13 protein-coding genes are annotated in these 13,370 nt (G+C 73.1%); 10 read left to right on the top strand and 3 right to left on the bottom strand.

The annotated features are described in order from the left end of the window. Positions 1–44 precede the first annotated feature (44 nt). The 8 genes from F8568_RS05310 (at position 45) to F8568_RS05345 (ending at position 8,227) form a co-directional block, all read left to right on the top strand. Positions 45–1,505: an aldehyde dehydrogenase family protein gene (locus F8568_RS05310; RefSeq protein ID WP_328600730.1), complete on the top strand. Its 1,461-nt coding sequence runs from the start codon at positions 45–47 to the stop codon at positions 1,503–1,505. Between the two features lie 80 nt (positions 1,506–1,585). Next, the gene (locus F8568_RS05315) at positions 1,586–2,446 is read left to right on the top strand and encodes a mycofactocin-coupled SDR family oxidoreductase (RefSeq protein ID WP_151591952.1); all 861 of its coding nucleotides are present in this window, start codon (positions 1,586–1,588) and stop codon (positions 2,444–2,446) included. Between the two features lie 45 nt (positions 2,447–2,491). Continuing rightward, complete coding sequence (locus tag F8568_RS05320; protein WP_151591954.1) at positions 2,492–2,683, top strand: ferredoxin; 192 nt, start codon at positions 2,492–2,494, stop codon at positions 2,681–2,683. A 24-nt stretch (positions 2,684–2,707) separates the two neighbouring features. Further along, positions 2,708–4,066, top strand: coding sequence for a cytochrome P450 (locus F8568_RS05325; protein WP_151591956.1), 1,359 nt, complete (start codon positions 2,708–2,710; stop codon positions 4,064–4,066). Positions 4,067–4,130: 64 nt separating this feature from the next. Next, a complete protein-coding gene (locus tag F8568_RS05330) occupies positions 4,131–5,798 on the top strand; it encodes a thiolase C-terminal domain-containing protein (protein ID WP_151591958.1) in 1,668 nt (555 codons plus the stop codon). A 31-nt stretch (positions 5,799–5,829) separates the two neighbouring features. Further along, the gene (locus tag F8568_RS05335; RefSeq protein ID WP_151591960.1) at positions 5,830–6,132 is read left to right on the top strand and encodes a hypothetical protein; all 303 of its coding nucleotides are present in this window, start codon (positions 5,830–5,832) and stop codon (positions 6,130–6,132) included. After that, the gene (locus F8568_RS05340) at positions 6,132–7,343 is read left to right on the top strand and encodes an NAD(P)/FAD-dependent oxidoreductase (protein ID WP_151591962.1); all 1,212 of its coding nucleotides are present in this window, start codon (positions 6,132–6,134) and stop codon (positions 7,341–7,343) included. Before F8568_RS05335 ends, F8568_RS05340 begins: the two co-directional genes overlap by 1 nt. Beyond that, a complete protein-coding gene (locus tag F8568_RS05345; RefSeq protein ID WP_202124514.1) occupies positions 7,340–8,227 on the top strand; it encodes an LLM class flavin-dependent oxidoreductase in 888 nt (295 codons plus the stop codon). Before F8568_RS05340 ends, F8568_RS05345 begins: the two co-directional genes overlap by 4 nt. A 58-nt stretch (positions 8,228–8,285) precedes the next feature. Here F8568_RS05345 and F8568_RS05350 read toward each other — a convergent pair whose 3' ends face one another. Further along, complete coding sequence (locus tag F8568_RS05350) at positions 8,286–9,182, bottom strand: acyl-CoA thioesterase (RefSeq protein WP_151591964.1); 897 nt, start codon at positions 9,180–9,182, stop codon at positions 8,286–8,288. A gap of 166 nt (positions 9,183–9,348) precedes the next feature. Between F8568_RS05350 and F8568_RS05355 the strand changes: the two genes are divergently transcribed. Then, positions 9,349–10,125 (top strand): PaaI family thioesterase, encoded by a 777-nt coding sequence (locus F8568_RS05355; RefSeq protein ID WP_202124515.1) that lies wholly within the window; start codon positions 9,349–9,351, stop codon positions 10,123–10,125. A 40-nt stretch (positions 10,126–10,165) separates the two neighbouring features. Here F8568_RS05355 and F8568_RS05360 read toward each other — a convergent pair whose 3' ends face one another. Both F8568_RS05360 and F8568_RS05365 read right to left on the bottom strand, forming a co-directional pair. Then, the gene (locus tag F8568_RS05360) at positions 10,166–10,888 is read right to left on the bottom strand and encodes a TetR/AcrR family transcriptional regulator (RefSeq protein WP_151591966.1); all 723 of its coding nucleotides are present in this window, start codon (positions 10,886–10,888) and stop codon (positions 10,166–10,168) included. A gap of 241 nt (positions 10,889–11,129) precedes the next feature. Next, positions 11,130–12,194, bottom strand: coding sequence for a phosphotransferase (locus F8568_RS05365; protein WP_151591968.1), 1,065 nt, complete (start codon positions 12,192–12,194; stop codon positions 11,130–11,132). A 181-nt stretch (positions 12,195–12,375) separates the two neighbouring features. Here F8568_RS05365 and F8568_RS05370 point away from each other — a divergent pair, with 181 nt between their 5' ends. Then, positions 12,376–13,332 carry an LLM class flavin-dependent oxidoreductase gene (locus F8568_RS05370; protein ID WP_151591970.1) on the top strand — a complete coding sequence of 319 codons (957 nt, stop codon included), beginning with the start codon at positions 12,376–12,378 and terminating at the stop codon, positions 13,330–13,332. Positions 13,333–13,370: the final 38 nt, after the last annotated feature.

Raw genomic sequence — 13,370 nt, forward strand, 5'->3', positions numbered from 1 at the left:
CCGCACCCCCGCCACCCCACCCCGAACGGAACGGAGGCCGCGCGGTGAACGCACTCGGCGAGCGCATGCTCGTGAACGGCGACCTGGTGACGGCGCCGGACGGCCGCACCTTCGACAACGTCAACCCGGCCACCGAGGCCGTCATCGGCGCGGTCCCCGAGGCGGGCGCCGCCGGCGTGGAACGCGCGATCGGCGCGGCGCGCCGGGCCTTCGACGGCACCGGCTGGTCGACGGACACCGGCCTGCGGCGCCGCTGCCTCGTGCAACTGCGCGACGCGCTGCGCGCGAACGTCGAGGAGCTCCGCTCCCTCCTCGTGGCGGAGGGCGGCATGCCGGTGAGCCAGACCTCCGGTATCGCGCTCGAGGAGGCGATCGGCTACATCGACCACTACGTCGGGCTCCTGGACGCCTACGAGTGGGAGCGGCCGATCCCCACCAAGACCATCTTCGGGATGCCCGCGGACCGGATCGTCCGGCGGGAGGCGGCCGGCGTGGTCGCGGCGATCACGCCGTGGAACTACCCCGTCTACCTGAGCCTCTGCAAGGTGAGCGCCGCGCTCGCCGCGGGCTGCACGGTCGTCCTCAAACCGGCGCCCGACACGCCCGCGAGCGTGCTGGCCATCGGGGAGATCGCCGCCGCGCACACCGACATCCCGCCCGGCGTCCTCAACGTGGTGACCACGAACGACATCGGTGCCGCGCAGCTGCTGGCGTCCCACCCCGGCGTCGACGCCGTCACGCTGACCGGATCCACCGCCACCGGACGCAAGGTCATGGCCGCGGCCGCCGGCACCGTCAAGCGGGTGACCCTCGAGCTCGGTGGCAAGTGCGCCGCCGTCTTCCTCGATGACGCGCCCCTGGAGATGATCGTCCCGGCCATGGCGGGCGCGGTGTGCACCCACGCCGGGCAGGGCTGCACGCAGATGACGCGGCTGCTGGTCCCGCGCGCCCGGCTGGACGACGCGGTCGGCCTCGCCCGGACGGCGATGGAGCAGGTGAAGTGGGGCGACCCGACCGACCCGGAGAACATCATGGGCCCGGTCGTCAACGCCGCGCAGCGCGGCAAGATCCTCGGCTACTACGCGGCCGCCGCCCGCGACGGCCGCGTCGTCCTCGGCGGCAAGCCCACCGACCGCTTCGACCGCGGCTACTTCGTCGAACCCACGCTCATCACCGGCGTGCCGCCCGAGTCCCCCGTCGCGCAGGACGAGATCTTCGGGCCCGCGCTGGTGATCCTGCCCCACGACGGCGAGGACGACGCCGTCCGCATCGCCGACGGCACGATCTTCGGCCTGTCGACGTCGGTGTTCGGGGCCCCGGACCGGGCGATGGCGCTGGCCCGGCGCTTCCGGACCGGGACGGTCAGCGTGAACGGCGCCGCGTGGTTCGACGTCGAGTCGCCGTTCGGCGGCTACAAGCAGAGCGGACTCGGACGCGAGTGGGGCACCGCGGGGCTGGAGGACTTCCTCGAGGTCAAGACCATCGCCTTTCCGGCCTCGGGCTGAGCTTGCGGCCCCGGCCCGCCGGCGACGCCAGAGGGCACATGCGCATCCCCCGCCCACCACCCCAGGAAGGAAGTCGCGACATGGGACGAGTCGAGGGCAAGGTCGCCTTCATCACCGGCGCCGGCCGAGGGCAGGGCCGCAGCCACGCGGTCCGGCTGGCCGAGGAGGGCGCCGACATCATCGCGGTCGATCTCTGCCGCGACGTCGAGAGCAACACCTACCCGCTCAGCGGCGCCGACGACCTGAAGGAGACCGTCCGGCTGGTCGAGGCCACCGGACGCCGGGTCGTGGCGGCGCAGGCGGACGTGCGCGACCGGGTGCGCCTGGCCGAGGTCGTGCAACAGGGCGTCGGGGAGCTCGGCCGGCTGGACGTGGTGGTCGCCCAGGCGGGGATCATGCCGCTGTTCGGCGACCCGCCGCTGCAGGCGTGGACGGACGTGGTCGACACCAACCTCGTCGGCGTCATCAACGCGATCCACGTGGCGATCCCGCACCTGCCGGACGGCGCCTCGATCATCGCGACCGGATCGGCCGCGGCGTTCATGGTCGGCCAGCAGGTCGCCGAGCCGGGCAAGGACCCCGGCGGCGCGGGCTACCAGTACTCCAAGTTCGCGGTGGGGCAGTTCATCCACGAGCTGGCGCGCAACCTCGCGCCGAGGATGATCCGCGCCAACGCCGTGCACCCCACCAACTGCGACACCGGCATGCTGAACAGCGACCCCATGTACCGGGTCTTCCGCCCCGACCTGGAGAACCCGACCCGCGAGGACGCGCTGCTCGCCTTCCCCGCGCAGCAGGCGATGCCGATCCCCTACATCGACCCGCTCGACGTCAGCAACGCGGTCGTCTTCCTCGCGTCCGACGAGTCGCGCTACGTCACCGGCCTCCAGATGCGCGTCGACGCCGGCTCCTACCTGAAGTTCCACGACTTCCACGCCTGACGACCGCATTCCCGACTGATTCCACCCCCGACCGAGGAGCTCACCGTGAAGGTACGAGTCGACCCTGAGGTCTGCCAGGGACACACGCTGTGCGCGATGAACGCGCCCGACCTGTTCGCCCTCCGGGATGAGGACGGCCACGCGTACGCCGTCGACGAGGAGGTGCCCGCCGGCAAGGAGGACCTGGCCCGGGACGCCGCCCGCACCTGCCCCGAACAGGCGATCGTCCTGTCCTGACCCGTCTCGACCAGTTGAGGGACCATGAGCAACGACGATCCTCGAGACAAGCCCACCATCAGCCTGGACCGGCACTCCCCGCGGTACCGCCTCGAGTTCGAGAGCCTCGCGACGGAGTTCCATGCCAGGTGCCCCGTCGCCTGGAACGACACCCACGGCGGCTACTGGTTCGCCAACGGCAACAAGGAGCTGTTCGACCTCGCGCGGCGGGCCGACCTGCTGTCCAACGAGAACGACGTCGACGGCACCGGCCGCGGCTACCAGGGCATCAGCATCCCGTCCCAGAGCGACCAGGCGAACCGCACCCGGGGCGGGTTCCTGGAGATGGACCCGCCTGACCAGCGGTACTACCGCCAGGCGCTGAACCCCTACCTGTCGCCCGCCGCCGTCGAGCGGTGGAAGCCGGTGATCGACGAGCTGACCCGCGCCTGCCTCGACGAGAAGATCGAGACGGGCCGGATCGACTTCGTCGACGACCTGGCCAACATCGTGCCCGCGGTGTTCACGCTGGCGATGCTCGGCATGCCGCTGAAGGACTGGGACGTGTACTGCGAGCCCGTCCACGCCGCGGTCTACACCCCGCCGGGCACGCCGGACCACGCCCGCGTCATCCAGCTCCAGATGCGCATGGGCATGCACATGATGGAGGTCATGCAGGGGATCCGGGAACGGCCGCGCCCCGGGCTGATCAACGAGCTGGTCACGCTGAAGCTGGGGGACCGCACCCCGGACGACACCGAGATCGCCGGCGTCATCATGCTCATCATCGGCGGCGGGTTCGACACCACGACCGCGCTGACCGCCCACTCCCTGGAGTGGCTGTCGGAGCATCCCGGGGAGCGCGAACGGCTGAGCCGCGAACGGGACACGCTGCTCGACAGCGCCACCGAGGAGTTCCTGCGGTTCTACACCCCCGCCCAGGGCGACGGGCGCACGATCACCCAGGACTGCGAGGTCAACGGGACGGAGTTCAGGGAGGGCGAGCGGCTCTGGCTCTCCTGGGCGATGGCCAACCGGGACGCGAAGGTCTTCGAGGACCCGCACACCATCCACCTCGACCGGAAGGGGAACCGGCACAGCAGCTTCGGCCTGGGCATCCACCGGTGCATCGGGTCCAACGTGGCGCGCGCGGTGTTCAAGTCCATGCTCACCGCGGTGCTGGACCGGATGCCGGACTTCGTGTGCGATCCGGACGGCGCCGTCCACTACGACACGACGGGCGTCATCAACGGCATGAAGCACCTCCCGGCGACCTTCACGCCCGGGAAGCGGCTGGGAGCCGGCCTGGACGAGACGCTCGAGCGGATGCAGCGGATCTGCGACGAGCAGCGCCTCGCCGAACCGGTCACCGTCCGCAAGGCGCGGGCGAAGCTGCGGGACTGACCCGGGCGATCTGAAGGGAGCGTGCGGTGGTGCATCCGGCGGCCGGTGCGAAGAGGGGTGGTCGATGAGCGCGGAAGGACGTCCGCTCCCTCTGGTGACGCCGTGGAACGCGTTCTTCTGGACCTCCGGGTCCGAGGGTGTCCTGCGGATCAAGGAGTGCGGGTCGTGCTCCGCGCTCGTCCACCCGCCGAAGCCGGTGTGCCCGTACTGCGCGGGTTCCGAGATGGGGGTCCGGGCGGTGTCGGGCTCCGGCACGCTGTTCGGGTTCACCGTCAGCCACCGGTTCCATCTCCCGGGCGTGCCCTCCCCGTACATCGTCGCCCAGGTCGCGCTCGACGAGGACCCGCGGGTGCGGCTGACCACGCGCCTGGTGGACTGCGAGCCGGACGAGCCGCGCCTCGGGATGCGCATGGAGGTGGCCTTCGAGCAGGTCGAGGACGTCTGGCTGCCGCTCTTCCGGCCGGCGGCGCGGCAGCCGGAGCGGCCCGCCCCGCCGCCGCCCGAGGAGACGCCGCCCGAACGCGCGCGCGCCCTCGTCCGGCCCATGCGGGGCGTGCGCAAGTTCGAGGACGACGCCGTCCTGTCCGGTATCGGCAGGTCGGAGATCGGGCGCCGGCTGATGCGCGATCCGCTCGCCCTCACCGTCGACGCCTGCCGGGCCGCGGTGGCGGACGCGGGCCTGACGATGGACGACATCGACGGCCTGTCGACCTATCCCGGCGGAGGGCTGGAGCACGGCATGGGGGAGGGCGGCGTCACGGCGCTCGAAGCCGCGCTGCGCGTGCGTCCGACCTGGTTCAACGGCGGCGGTGAGACGTTCGGTCCCGGCGGCTCGGTGATCGCCGCGATGCTCGCGGTCTCCGCCGGGCTCGCCCGCCACGTCCTGTGCTTCCGCACGGTCTGGGAGGCGACCCGTGCCCGGCTGCTGCAGGAGGGGCGGCTCGCCATGGGGTCCGGCCGCGTCGCGGGCGACATGGGGTGGGGCATGCCGTTCGGCGCGACTTCGGCCGCGCACGTCCTGGCGCAGACGGCCGGCCGCTATCTCGACCGCTACGGCGCGACCAGGGAGACGCTCGGGTGGATCGCGCTCAACCAGCGCGCCAACGCCGCGCTCGATCCGACCGCGGTCTACCGCGATCCGCTCACGATGGACGACTACCTGAACGCCCGGACGATCACCACGCCGTTCGGCCTGTACGACTGCGACGTCCCCTGCGACGGGGCGGTCGCCGTCGTCGTCTCCGCCGCCGACACGGCCGGCGACCTGCGTAAGCGTCCGGTGCGCGTGGAGGCGGTCGGCACCCAGATCGTCGAGCGGATGGAGTGGGACCAGAGCACGGCGACGCACGAACCGCAGGTCCTCGGCCCGGCGGCGCACCTGTGGACGCGCACCTCGCTGCGGCCGGACGACGTGGACGTGGCCGAGCTGTACGACGGCTTCACCTTCAACTGCCTGTCCTGGATCGAAGCCCTGGGCTTCTGCGGGATAGGAGAGGCCAAGGACTTCCTGGACGGCGGCGGGAACATCGCCCGTGACGGCGTCCTGCCCCTCAACACCCACGGCGGCCAGCTGTCGCACGGCCGGACCCACGGCATGGGGCTGGTGCACGAGGCCGTCGCCCAGCTTCGCGGCGAAGCGGGGGAACGGCAGATCGGCGGTGCGCGGGTCGCGGTGGTGAGCAGCGGAGGGCTCACGCCCAGCGGGGTCATGCTGCTGCGCGCCGACGGCTGACCGCACGAGAAACAGAGATGAGGAGCACACAATGAAATTGCGAGTAGGACAGACCTTGAAGAGCGCCGTGGACGAGACCTCGGTGGTCGTGATCAAGAGCCCTGGAGGTGAGACCGCCGTGACCTGCGGCGGCCACGAGATGACGGAGCAGCCCGGTGCGCCGGTCCCGGCCGCCGAAGGGGACGCCGGGCCGGGGCTGATGCTGGGCAAGCGCTACACCGTGGAAGGCGTGGAGATCGAGCTGCTGTGCTCCCACGGGGGCCGGCACGCGGTCGCGGTCGACGGTGCGCCGGTAGAGCAGAAGTCGGCCAAACCCCTCCCCGCGTCCGACTGATGGCGGCCGTGGAACGGGCGGCGGTGCCCGGGCACGTGGTGATCGTCGGCGCCGGCGTCGGCGGGCTGCGCACGGCCGAGGCGCTGCGCTCGGGCGGGTACGAGGGGCGGCTCACGCTGATCGGCGCCGAGCGGCACCCGCCCTACGACCGGCCTCCGCTGTCCAAGCAGATCCTCGAGGGGCGGTGGGAGCCCGAGCGGGCGATCCTCCGCGACCGCGCCGGCCTGGCGGACCTGGACGTCGCGGTACGGCTGGGCACCCGCGCCGTGGCGCTGCGCGGGACGACGGTCGACCTGGACGACGGCGAGAGCGTCACCGGCGATGCCGTGGTCGTCGCGACGGGACTCGTCCCGCGCAGGATGCCGCACCAGCCGGACGGCGTGGCGTCCCTGCGGACCCTCGACGACGTCCTCGCCCTGCGCGAGGCGTTCGAGTCCGCCGAGTCGCTGATCATCGTGGGCGGGGGCTTCATCGGGGCGGAGGTCGCCTGCGCGGCCCGCCGCCGGGGCATCGCCGTCACGGTGCTCGAAGCGCTGGGGGCGCCCTGCGAGCGGGTCCTCGGGCGCGAGGTCGGCGTGCTCGCGGCACGCCTCTTCCGGGAGGCGGGGATCGACCTGCGCCTCGGGGCGCGGATCCTGCGGATGCCCGACGGGCGCACGATCGAGTTCGCGGACGGGACGCGGCTGTCGGCCGACGTGGTCCTGGCGAGCGTCGGCGGCATCCCGGACCTCACCTGGCTCGGCGGCGCGGAGCTGCGCATCAAGGACGGTGTCGGCTGCGACGCCCGCGGCCGCGCCATCGGCATGGACGGCGTCTGGGCCGTGGGCGACGCCGCCGCCTGGTGGGACCCGGTCACCGGCGAGCACCACCGCGCGGAGCACTGGAGCACCGTGACCGACCAGGCCAAGCGGGTCGCCGGCGACATCCTCGGGGCCGAGCTCCCGGCTCCCTCCCCGCCCTACGTCTGGTCCGACCAGTTCGACCTGAAGCTGCAGGTCGCCGGCCGGACGGGGAACGCGGGCGAGGTGGTCGCCCTGCACGGCTCGGGGCTGGAGGGAGGCCCGGTCAAGGGCACCGTCGCCGGGTACTTCACCGGTGACGCGCTGAGCGGCGTCGTCGCGTTCGGCGCCCCCAAGCCGTTCATGCGGTACCGGTCCCTCATCGCGTCCGGCGCCGGCCGCTCGGCGGTCTTCGAGGAGGCCCGGCGGTGACGGGCCCGGCCCGTGCGGGCATCTACCTGCCGCAGCTGCGGATGGACCTGGCGACCATCGAGGCGCGCGCACGGGCCGCGGAGGAGGCCGGATTCCACTCCGCCTGGTTCATGGACCACCTGTCGCCCCCGGCCGCCCGCGACCAGCCCATGCTCGACGCGTGGACGGTCGCCACGGCGGTCGCGGTGCGGACCGAGCGGCTGCACGTGGGCCACCTCGTGCTGTGCAACGAGTTCCGCCACCCCGCGATGCTGGCGAAGATGGCCGCGAGCCTCGACGTCGTCTCCGGGGGGCGGTTCGAACTCGGGCTGGGGTGGGGATCGGTCGCCCGGGAGCTCACCGACTACGGAGTCACCGGCGCGGGCCCGTCGGTGCGCGCCGAACGGCTCGCCGAGACGATCGACATCCTCCGCGCGCTGTGGACGGGGGAGCCGGTCGACTTCGACGGGAAGCACTGGACGCTCCGCGACGCGATCTGCCGTCCGCGCCCCGTCTCCGGCCGGGTGCCCGTGCACATCGGCGGGTCGGGCCGCACGCTCACGCTGCCGCTGGTCGCGCGCTCGGCCGACTGGTGGAACTGCCCGTCGACCGCCGCCGACCGGATCGCCGAACTGCGCCCGTCGGCCGGCTCGGCGCGCGTGTCGGTGCAGCACCCGGTCGGGCTCGCCCCGTCCACCGCCGCCCGGGACGAGGTCGTGGAGATCGCGCGGCGGCGCTTCGGGGCGTGGGGCGGGCTGGTCGCCGGGACGCCGGACGAGGTCGCCGCGGCGCTGCGCCCCGAGCGCGAGGCCGGGGCGGAGCTGTTCATCTGCCAGTTCCACGACTTCGGAAGCGCCGAGTCGTCGCGGCTCTTCGCCGAAGAGGTCCTCCCCGCGCTCGACTGACCCCGCCCGGGGCCCGGCGTCGCGCGGAACGCCGGCCCCCGGGCGGACGCGCCGGGTGTCACAAGCGCGACTCGACCGGCGCCGAAGCCGCCTTCCCGCTGACCGAGAGGGCCCGGATCATGGCGTCCTGGGTGAACGAGGCGATGAGGCGCCCGTCCTCGGTGAGCACCTGGCCGCGCACGTGGCTCATGCCCGCGCCCGCGTAGGTGCTCTCGTGGTGGTAGCGGATCCAGCCGTCCCAGCCGAGGGGCTCGTGGAACGCCACCCCGATGCCCATGGGCGCGGTCGAGAGGCTGTAATGCGCCTGGGCCGTGCCGACCCCGCTGTGCGGGCGCATCGAGGTGGAGATGGACAGCGGCCCGGTGAACTGGGCCAGCAGCGCGCGGCGGAGGTCGTCGCGCTCGGGGACGCTGTCGTAGCGCAGCCAGGCGTCCACGACGGGCGGCCCGACCTCCTCGGGATCGTTGAGATCGCGGACGCCTTCGAGGCGGACCTCCCTGCCCTGCAGCGGCATGCGGGCGGGGTTCGCCGAGCCGGGGCCCCCGACCGGCTCGCCGGTCCACCGGTCGTGCCTGATGACGTCCGGCTGCGGCCGGTCCAGCAGGAGGGTGACGGTCGAGCGGATCCGGTCGTCCTGCGTGACGGCGACCGTGGCGCTGGCGAAGGAGCGGCCGGCCTGGACCGGTGTGACGGTGAAGTCGAGGGGGTGCGCCGGGTCGGCGACGGACACGAACAGGCCGTGCGCGGTGCGGACGGTGCGGCCGGGCAGGGCCTTGCTCACGGCCACGATGGCCTGGGAGAGCATCTGGCTGCCCTCGACCACCCGGCGCCCCTCGTCGAAGCTGTCCCCCCGGAACCGGCGCGGTCCGTCGGGCCCGTCGTCGGCCGGCTCGACATCGAAGATGTCGAGCATCTGCTGCAGTGTGGTCTGTGCCGGCTCGGTCGTCTCGCTCATGTTCGCGCTCCTTCGCCCGCGCCCGTGGTGGGCCGTCCACGGCCCTCGGTTGCGATCCGGATCAGTGAATCCATAGTATTGCAAATATCGAACTATGTGGGCGGCCGGGTGAAGGAGGACCCCGACGGCCAGGAGCGGTCCCGTGAGCACGCAAGGAGACACCCGAGTGAACGCAAGCCCCGCCCCGGCGGAGGAGACCCCGCGGCACGTCCTCAAGGAACTCGGCTTCTCGATCAGGCAGGCCGGCGAGGAACTGCACGGCACCGCTTCGATCACCCCGCAGATGCACGTGCCGGGGGCCTCCCGCCTGCGGACGTCCGTCCTGGCGACCTGGGCGGACACCCTCGTCGGCCTGCTCGCGGCCCGGGTCATCGCCCCTCGCGTGCCGGTGACGCTCGAGCTCGACGTGCACCTGTACCGGCCCGCCCCCGCGACCGGAGACCTCCTGGGGATCGCCAGGACGGTCAAGGCCGGCCGCTCGACCTTCGTCGCGGACGTCGGGTTCACCGTGGACGGCGAACCGCTGGCCATCGCCAACGGCCTGTTCATGACGGCACCGGACCCCCGCCTGCGGATGCCGTCGGCGCTCAGCATCGACATGCCCGCGTCGGACGAGCGGCTGACCGTGCCGCTGGCCGAGCGCGCCGGCTGCGAACGCCGCGAGGCGGGAACGGCCGTCCTTCCCCGCAGCGAGGACGGCCTCAACGCCTCCGGCACCATCAACGGCGGGCTCATCGCGCTGGCCGCCGAGGAGGCGGTGCTCTCGCTGGCGCCGGGCGACACGCTCCGCTCGCTCAGCCTGCTCTACCTCCAGGCCGCGCGGGTCGGGCCCGTGGTCGCGACCGCAAGCCTGCGCGGCGGGATCGCCCGGGCGGAGCTGCGCGACTCCGGCAACGGCGGCCGCCTCACCGGCGTGGCGACCGCCTCCACCTTCCATGGCTGACGGGCGGGCTCCGGGCGCTCCGGGCGCCGGACCCGCTCGCTCAGCCGGCCGGCGCGGCGCGGTCCGCGGCGCGGTCCGCGACGCCGGGACGGATGCCGACCGCGTTGATCCAGATGCGGGTGAGCTGGTCGGTGGCGGTGGCGAGGTCGAAGCCGAAGGCGTTGCCGGTGTTGAAGAGGTAGTCGGCGAAGGACGCGACCATGCCGCCGAGCGCCTGCGCGGCGTAGACGGCGTCGACCTCCGGGTCGGCGACCTCGGTCTCCTGCAACTGGCGGATGCGCCGCTCGATCGCCCGGGCGAAGGCCTCCTGGCGCTGCAGACGGGTCGCGCGGACCTCGGCGTCGATGGTCGACACCTGCTGGATCACCCGCATGAGCTTGGCGTTCGCGCGGTAGGCGGTCAGGTAGTGCTCGTTCGCCGTGCGGATGCGCTCGATCGGGTCCGCGTCGTCGGGGGCCGGGCCGAGCGTGAGCAGGTCGACCTCGACCGAGTCGGCGACCTCCTTGAAGATCTCCTCCTTCGACACGAAATAGGTGTAGAAGGAGCCGTGGGAGACCCCCGCGGCGTCGCAGATGTCGGCGATGCGCGCATGGATGAAGCCGTCGCGCTCGAAGATCTTCTTGGCGGACTCGAGCAGCTGCGCCCGCGTCTGGCGGCCGCGGATGGTGCGCCCCGTGCCGCGGCGCTTCTCCCGTCCCTCGCCTCCGCGCCGGCCCTTGCTGGCATTGGACATCGCGGTACGGCGGTTACTGGTCGCGGTCATTGCTGAACCTTTCCGGTGGCAGGTGGCGTGGTGGGCTTCCGAGCGCCTCGTCCCCCGGTCGCCAGTGGGGCCTCCGAGGGCTCACAATAACCGAACTCGATATCGAGGTTGATCGCGCCCGGGGCGCCGGCCCCGGCCCGGCCGGAGGGCCGTTCACGGCCGGGGCCGGCGCCGTTTCGCGGGAGTCCGGACGCTTCGCCGACGGGGACGGCGCCCTTCCTCTCCCGCGTCCTGTCCCGCGTCAAGCGGCCACTGCCGCGAAGGCGTCGTGGTCGGCGGCCGCGGTGCCGAGCCGGTGCTGCAGGGACCGGGTGATGGCCGGGGCGACCTTCTGCGTGATGGCCCACAGGTAGAAGCCGTGGATGATGCCGAGGCGGACGCCGAGCCGCGCCTCGTCCCAGGTCGGGGCCTCGACTCCGCCGGCGCGCAGGCCGTCGAGGTAGTGGCGCAGCAGGTCGTCCTCCGCCCGCCGGCGGTCCTCGACCGTCAGCGCGGAGGCGATGTGGTACCCCACGTCCAGGTACCAGGGACCGCGCTGCACCAGCTGCCAGTCCAGGAACGACGGCCGCCCGTCACCGTCCAGGAAGAGGTTGCCGACATGGGAGTCGCCGTGAATGACCGACCACGGCGTCGCGGCCGATGCCAGGGAGACGACCGCCCGGTACGCCTTGACCAGCAGCTCGGGGTCGCGGACCTCCGCCGGCACGCCCGCCCCGGTGTCGCTCTCGAAGTTGGCCCGGATCTCCTTGACGCCGCGCCCCGCCAGGATCCCCTCCAGGCGGGGCGCCAGCCAGTCCGCGGCGCGGACCGCCGGGTCGCCCCACGTCGATGCGTGCAGTTTGGCGAGTTCCGCGAGGCTCTCGGCGGCTTGAGCGGGCGTGTACTCGCTCGTGCCGTCGAGGAAGGTGGCGCCTCGCGCGACGACGTCCTCGGTGATGACCACGCCGTGCCGGGTCTCGGAATCGATGGCCGCGTACACGCTGCGCAGCGTGCGCATGCCCGTGGACTCCGCCAGATCGCGGTAGAAGGCGACCTCGTACGTTCCCGTCTCGCGGCCGGGCCAGCCGATCTCCGAGAAGTACCCTTTGGCGCACAGGTCCGGCGACAGGCCGTCGGGCGCGCCGCCCTCGCACTCGATGTGGAAGCGGGCGTTGGTCGAGATCCGGCTGACGACGGGGCCGGGCGTCACCTCGGTGACGCGGATGCCCGGGTGGCGGGCACCGAGCGCTCGGGTGAGCCATTCCGGGGTCAGGACGTCGTCCAGCCTGCGGGGGGCCGGCTGCTGGGGGTGGTTCAGCGTCTGCATGTGCGCTCCTCGCGCGTTGCCACGCACCTGGGTGGGGCGGACCGGGGGCCGCCCCACCGGGACGGACGGGGACGTCGGCAATATCGACGTCGACTTCGAGGTTACTGTAGCGTGGCATCCGCCGCCGGCCCATAGCCTTACCTCAATATCGACATCGACATTGAGGTGTTACCGTCGGCGCATGAGGGACGCGACCGCGCCGGGCACCGGCTCACCAGGGGTGCAGGTCGGGTTCGTCGTCGGCGGCGACCCCGGGCGGGCGGCCCGGCTCGAACGGCAGCCGGTCGACTCGCTGTGGACCGGCGGCCACATCGCGTCGCGCAACCCCTCGACCGAGGCGATGATGGCGCTGGCGCGCCTGTCCGCCGCGACCGAGCGGGTGCGCCTCGGTACCGCGGTCCTGCTGCTGCCGCTCTACCCGCCGGCGATCATCGCCAAGCAGGTCGCGGATCTCGACCGGGCCACCGCGGGCCGGCTGGTCCTCGGGGTCGGCGCCGGCGGCGAGTACCCGCAGGAGTTCCGCGCCTGCCGGGTTCCGCTGCACGAGCGCGGCCGGCGGCTGGACGAGGCCGTCCCGCTGCTGCGGCGGCTGTGGACGGCGGAGGAGATCACGCACGGCGGTCCCCTCTACCCGATGGAGAACGTGCGGATTTACCCCGCGCCCGCGCAGCCGGGCGGACCGCCCATCGTCATCGGGGGACGTAAGCGCCCGGCGATGCGCCGGGCGGCGCTGATCGGCGACGGGTGGATGCCCTACCTCTACTCGCCCGACCGCTACGCCGCGTCGGTGCGGGAGATACGGGCGTTCGCCGCGGAGGCCGGACGCGGGATCGACGGCTTCGAGTGGTACGCGTTCGTCTTCGTCAACGTCGGCGGGGACGGCGCCGCCGCCCGGCGCGCGGCGGCTCGCGCCCTCGGCGGCACCTATGGCCAGGATCTCAGCGCCATGATCGACCGGGTCGCCGCTGCGGGCACGCCGGCGGAGGTGGCCCGCAGGCTGCGGGACTTCGTGGCCGCCGGCGCACGGCACCTCGTTCTCATGCCGGCGGCCGAACCCGGCGGCGCCGACACCGTCGTCCGCGCCCTGCTCGAGGACGTCCTTCCCGCCGTGCGCGCCGAACCCGTCCCGGGCGGATAGGGCCGGACACGAGCCGCCCAGGTCCCGCCGGGCGCCCG

The sequence above is a fragment of the Actinomadura physcomitrii genome (genome assembly GCF_008923205.2).
GTDB classification, from domain to species: domain Bacteria; phylum Actinomycetota; class Actinomycetes; order Streptosporangiales; family Streptosporangiaceae; genus Spirillospora; species Spirillospora physcomitrii.

Bases quoted from the DNA above. Each gene is read 5' to 3' on its own strand.
- F8568_RS05315 (WP_151591952.1), top strand. From the start codon at position 1,586: ATGGGACGAGTCGAGGGCAAGGTCGCCTTCATCACCGGCGCCGGCCGA.
- F8568_RS05325 (WP_151591956.1), top strand. From the start codon at position 2,708: ATGAGCAACGACGATCCTCGAGACAAGCCCACCATCAGCCTGGACCGG.
- F8568_RS05330 (WP_151591958.1), top strand. From the start codon at position 4,131: ATGAGCGCGGAAGGACGTCCGCTCCCTCTGGTGACGCCGTGGAACGCG.
- F8568_RS05335 (WP_151591960.1), top strand. From the start codon at position 5,830: ATGAAATTGCGAGTAGGACAGACCTTGAAGAGCGCCGTGGACGAGACC.
- F8568_RS05340 (WP_151591962.1), top strand. From the start codon at position 6,132: ATGGCGGCCGTGGAACGGGCGGCGGTGCCCGGGCACGTGGTGATCGTC.
- F8568_RS05350 (WP_151591964.1), bottom strand. From the start codon at position 9,182: ATGAGCGAGACGACCGAGCCGGCACAGACCACACTGCAGCAGATGCTC.
- F8568_RS05360 (WP_151591966.1), bottom strand. From the start codon at position 10,888: ATGACCGCGACCAGTAACCGCCGTACCGCGATGTCCAATGCCAGCAAG.
- F8568_RS05365 (WP_151591968.1), bottom strand. From the start codon at position 12,194: ATGCAGACGCTGAACCACCCCCAGCAGCCGGCCCCCCGCAGGCTGGAC.
- F8568_RS05370 (WP_151591970.1), top strand. From the start codon at position 12,376: ATGAGGGACGCGACCGCGCCGGGCACCGGCTCACCAGGGGTGCAGGTC.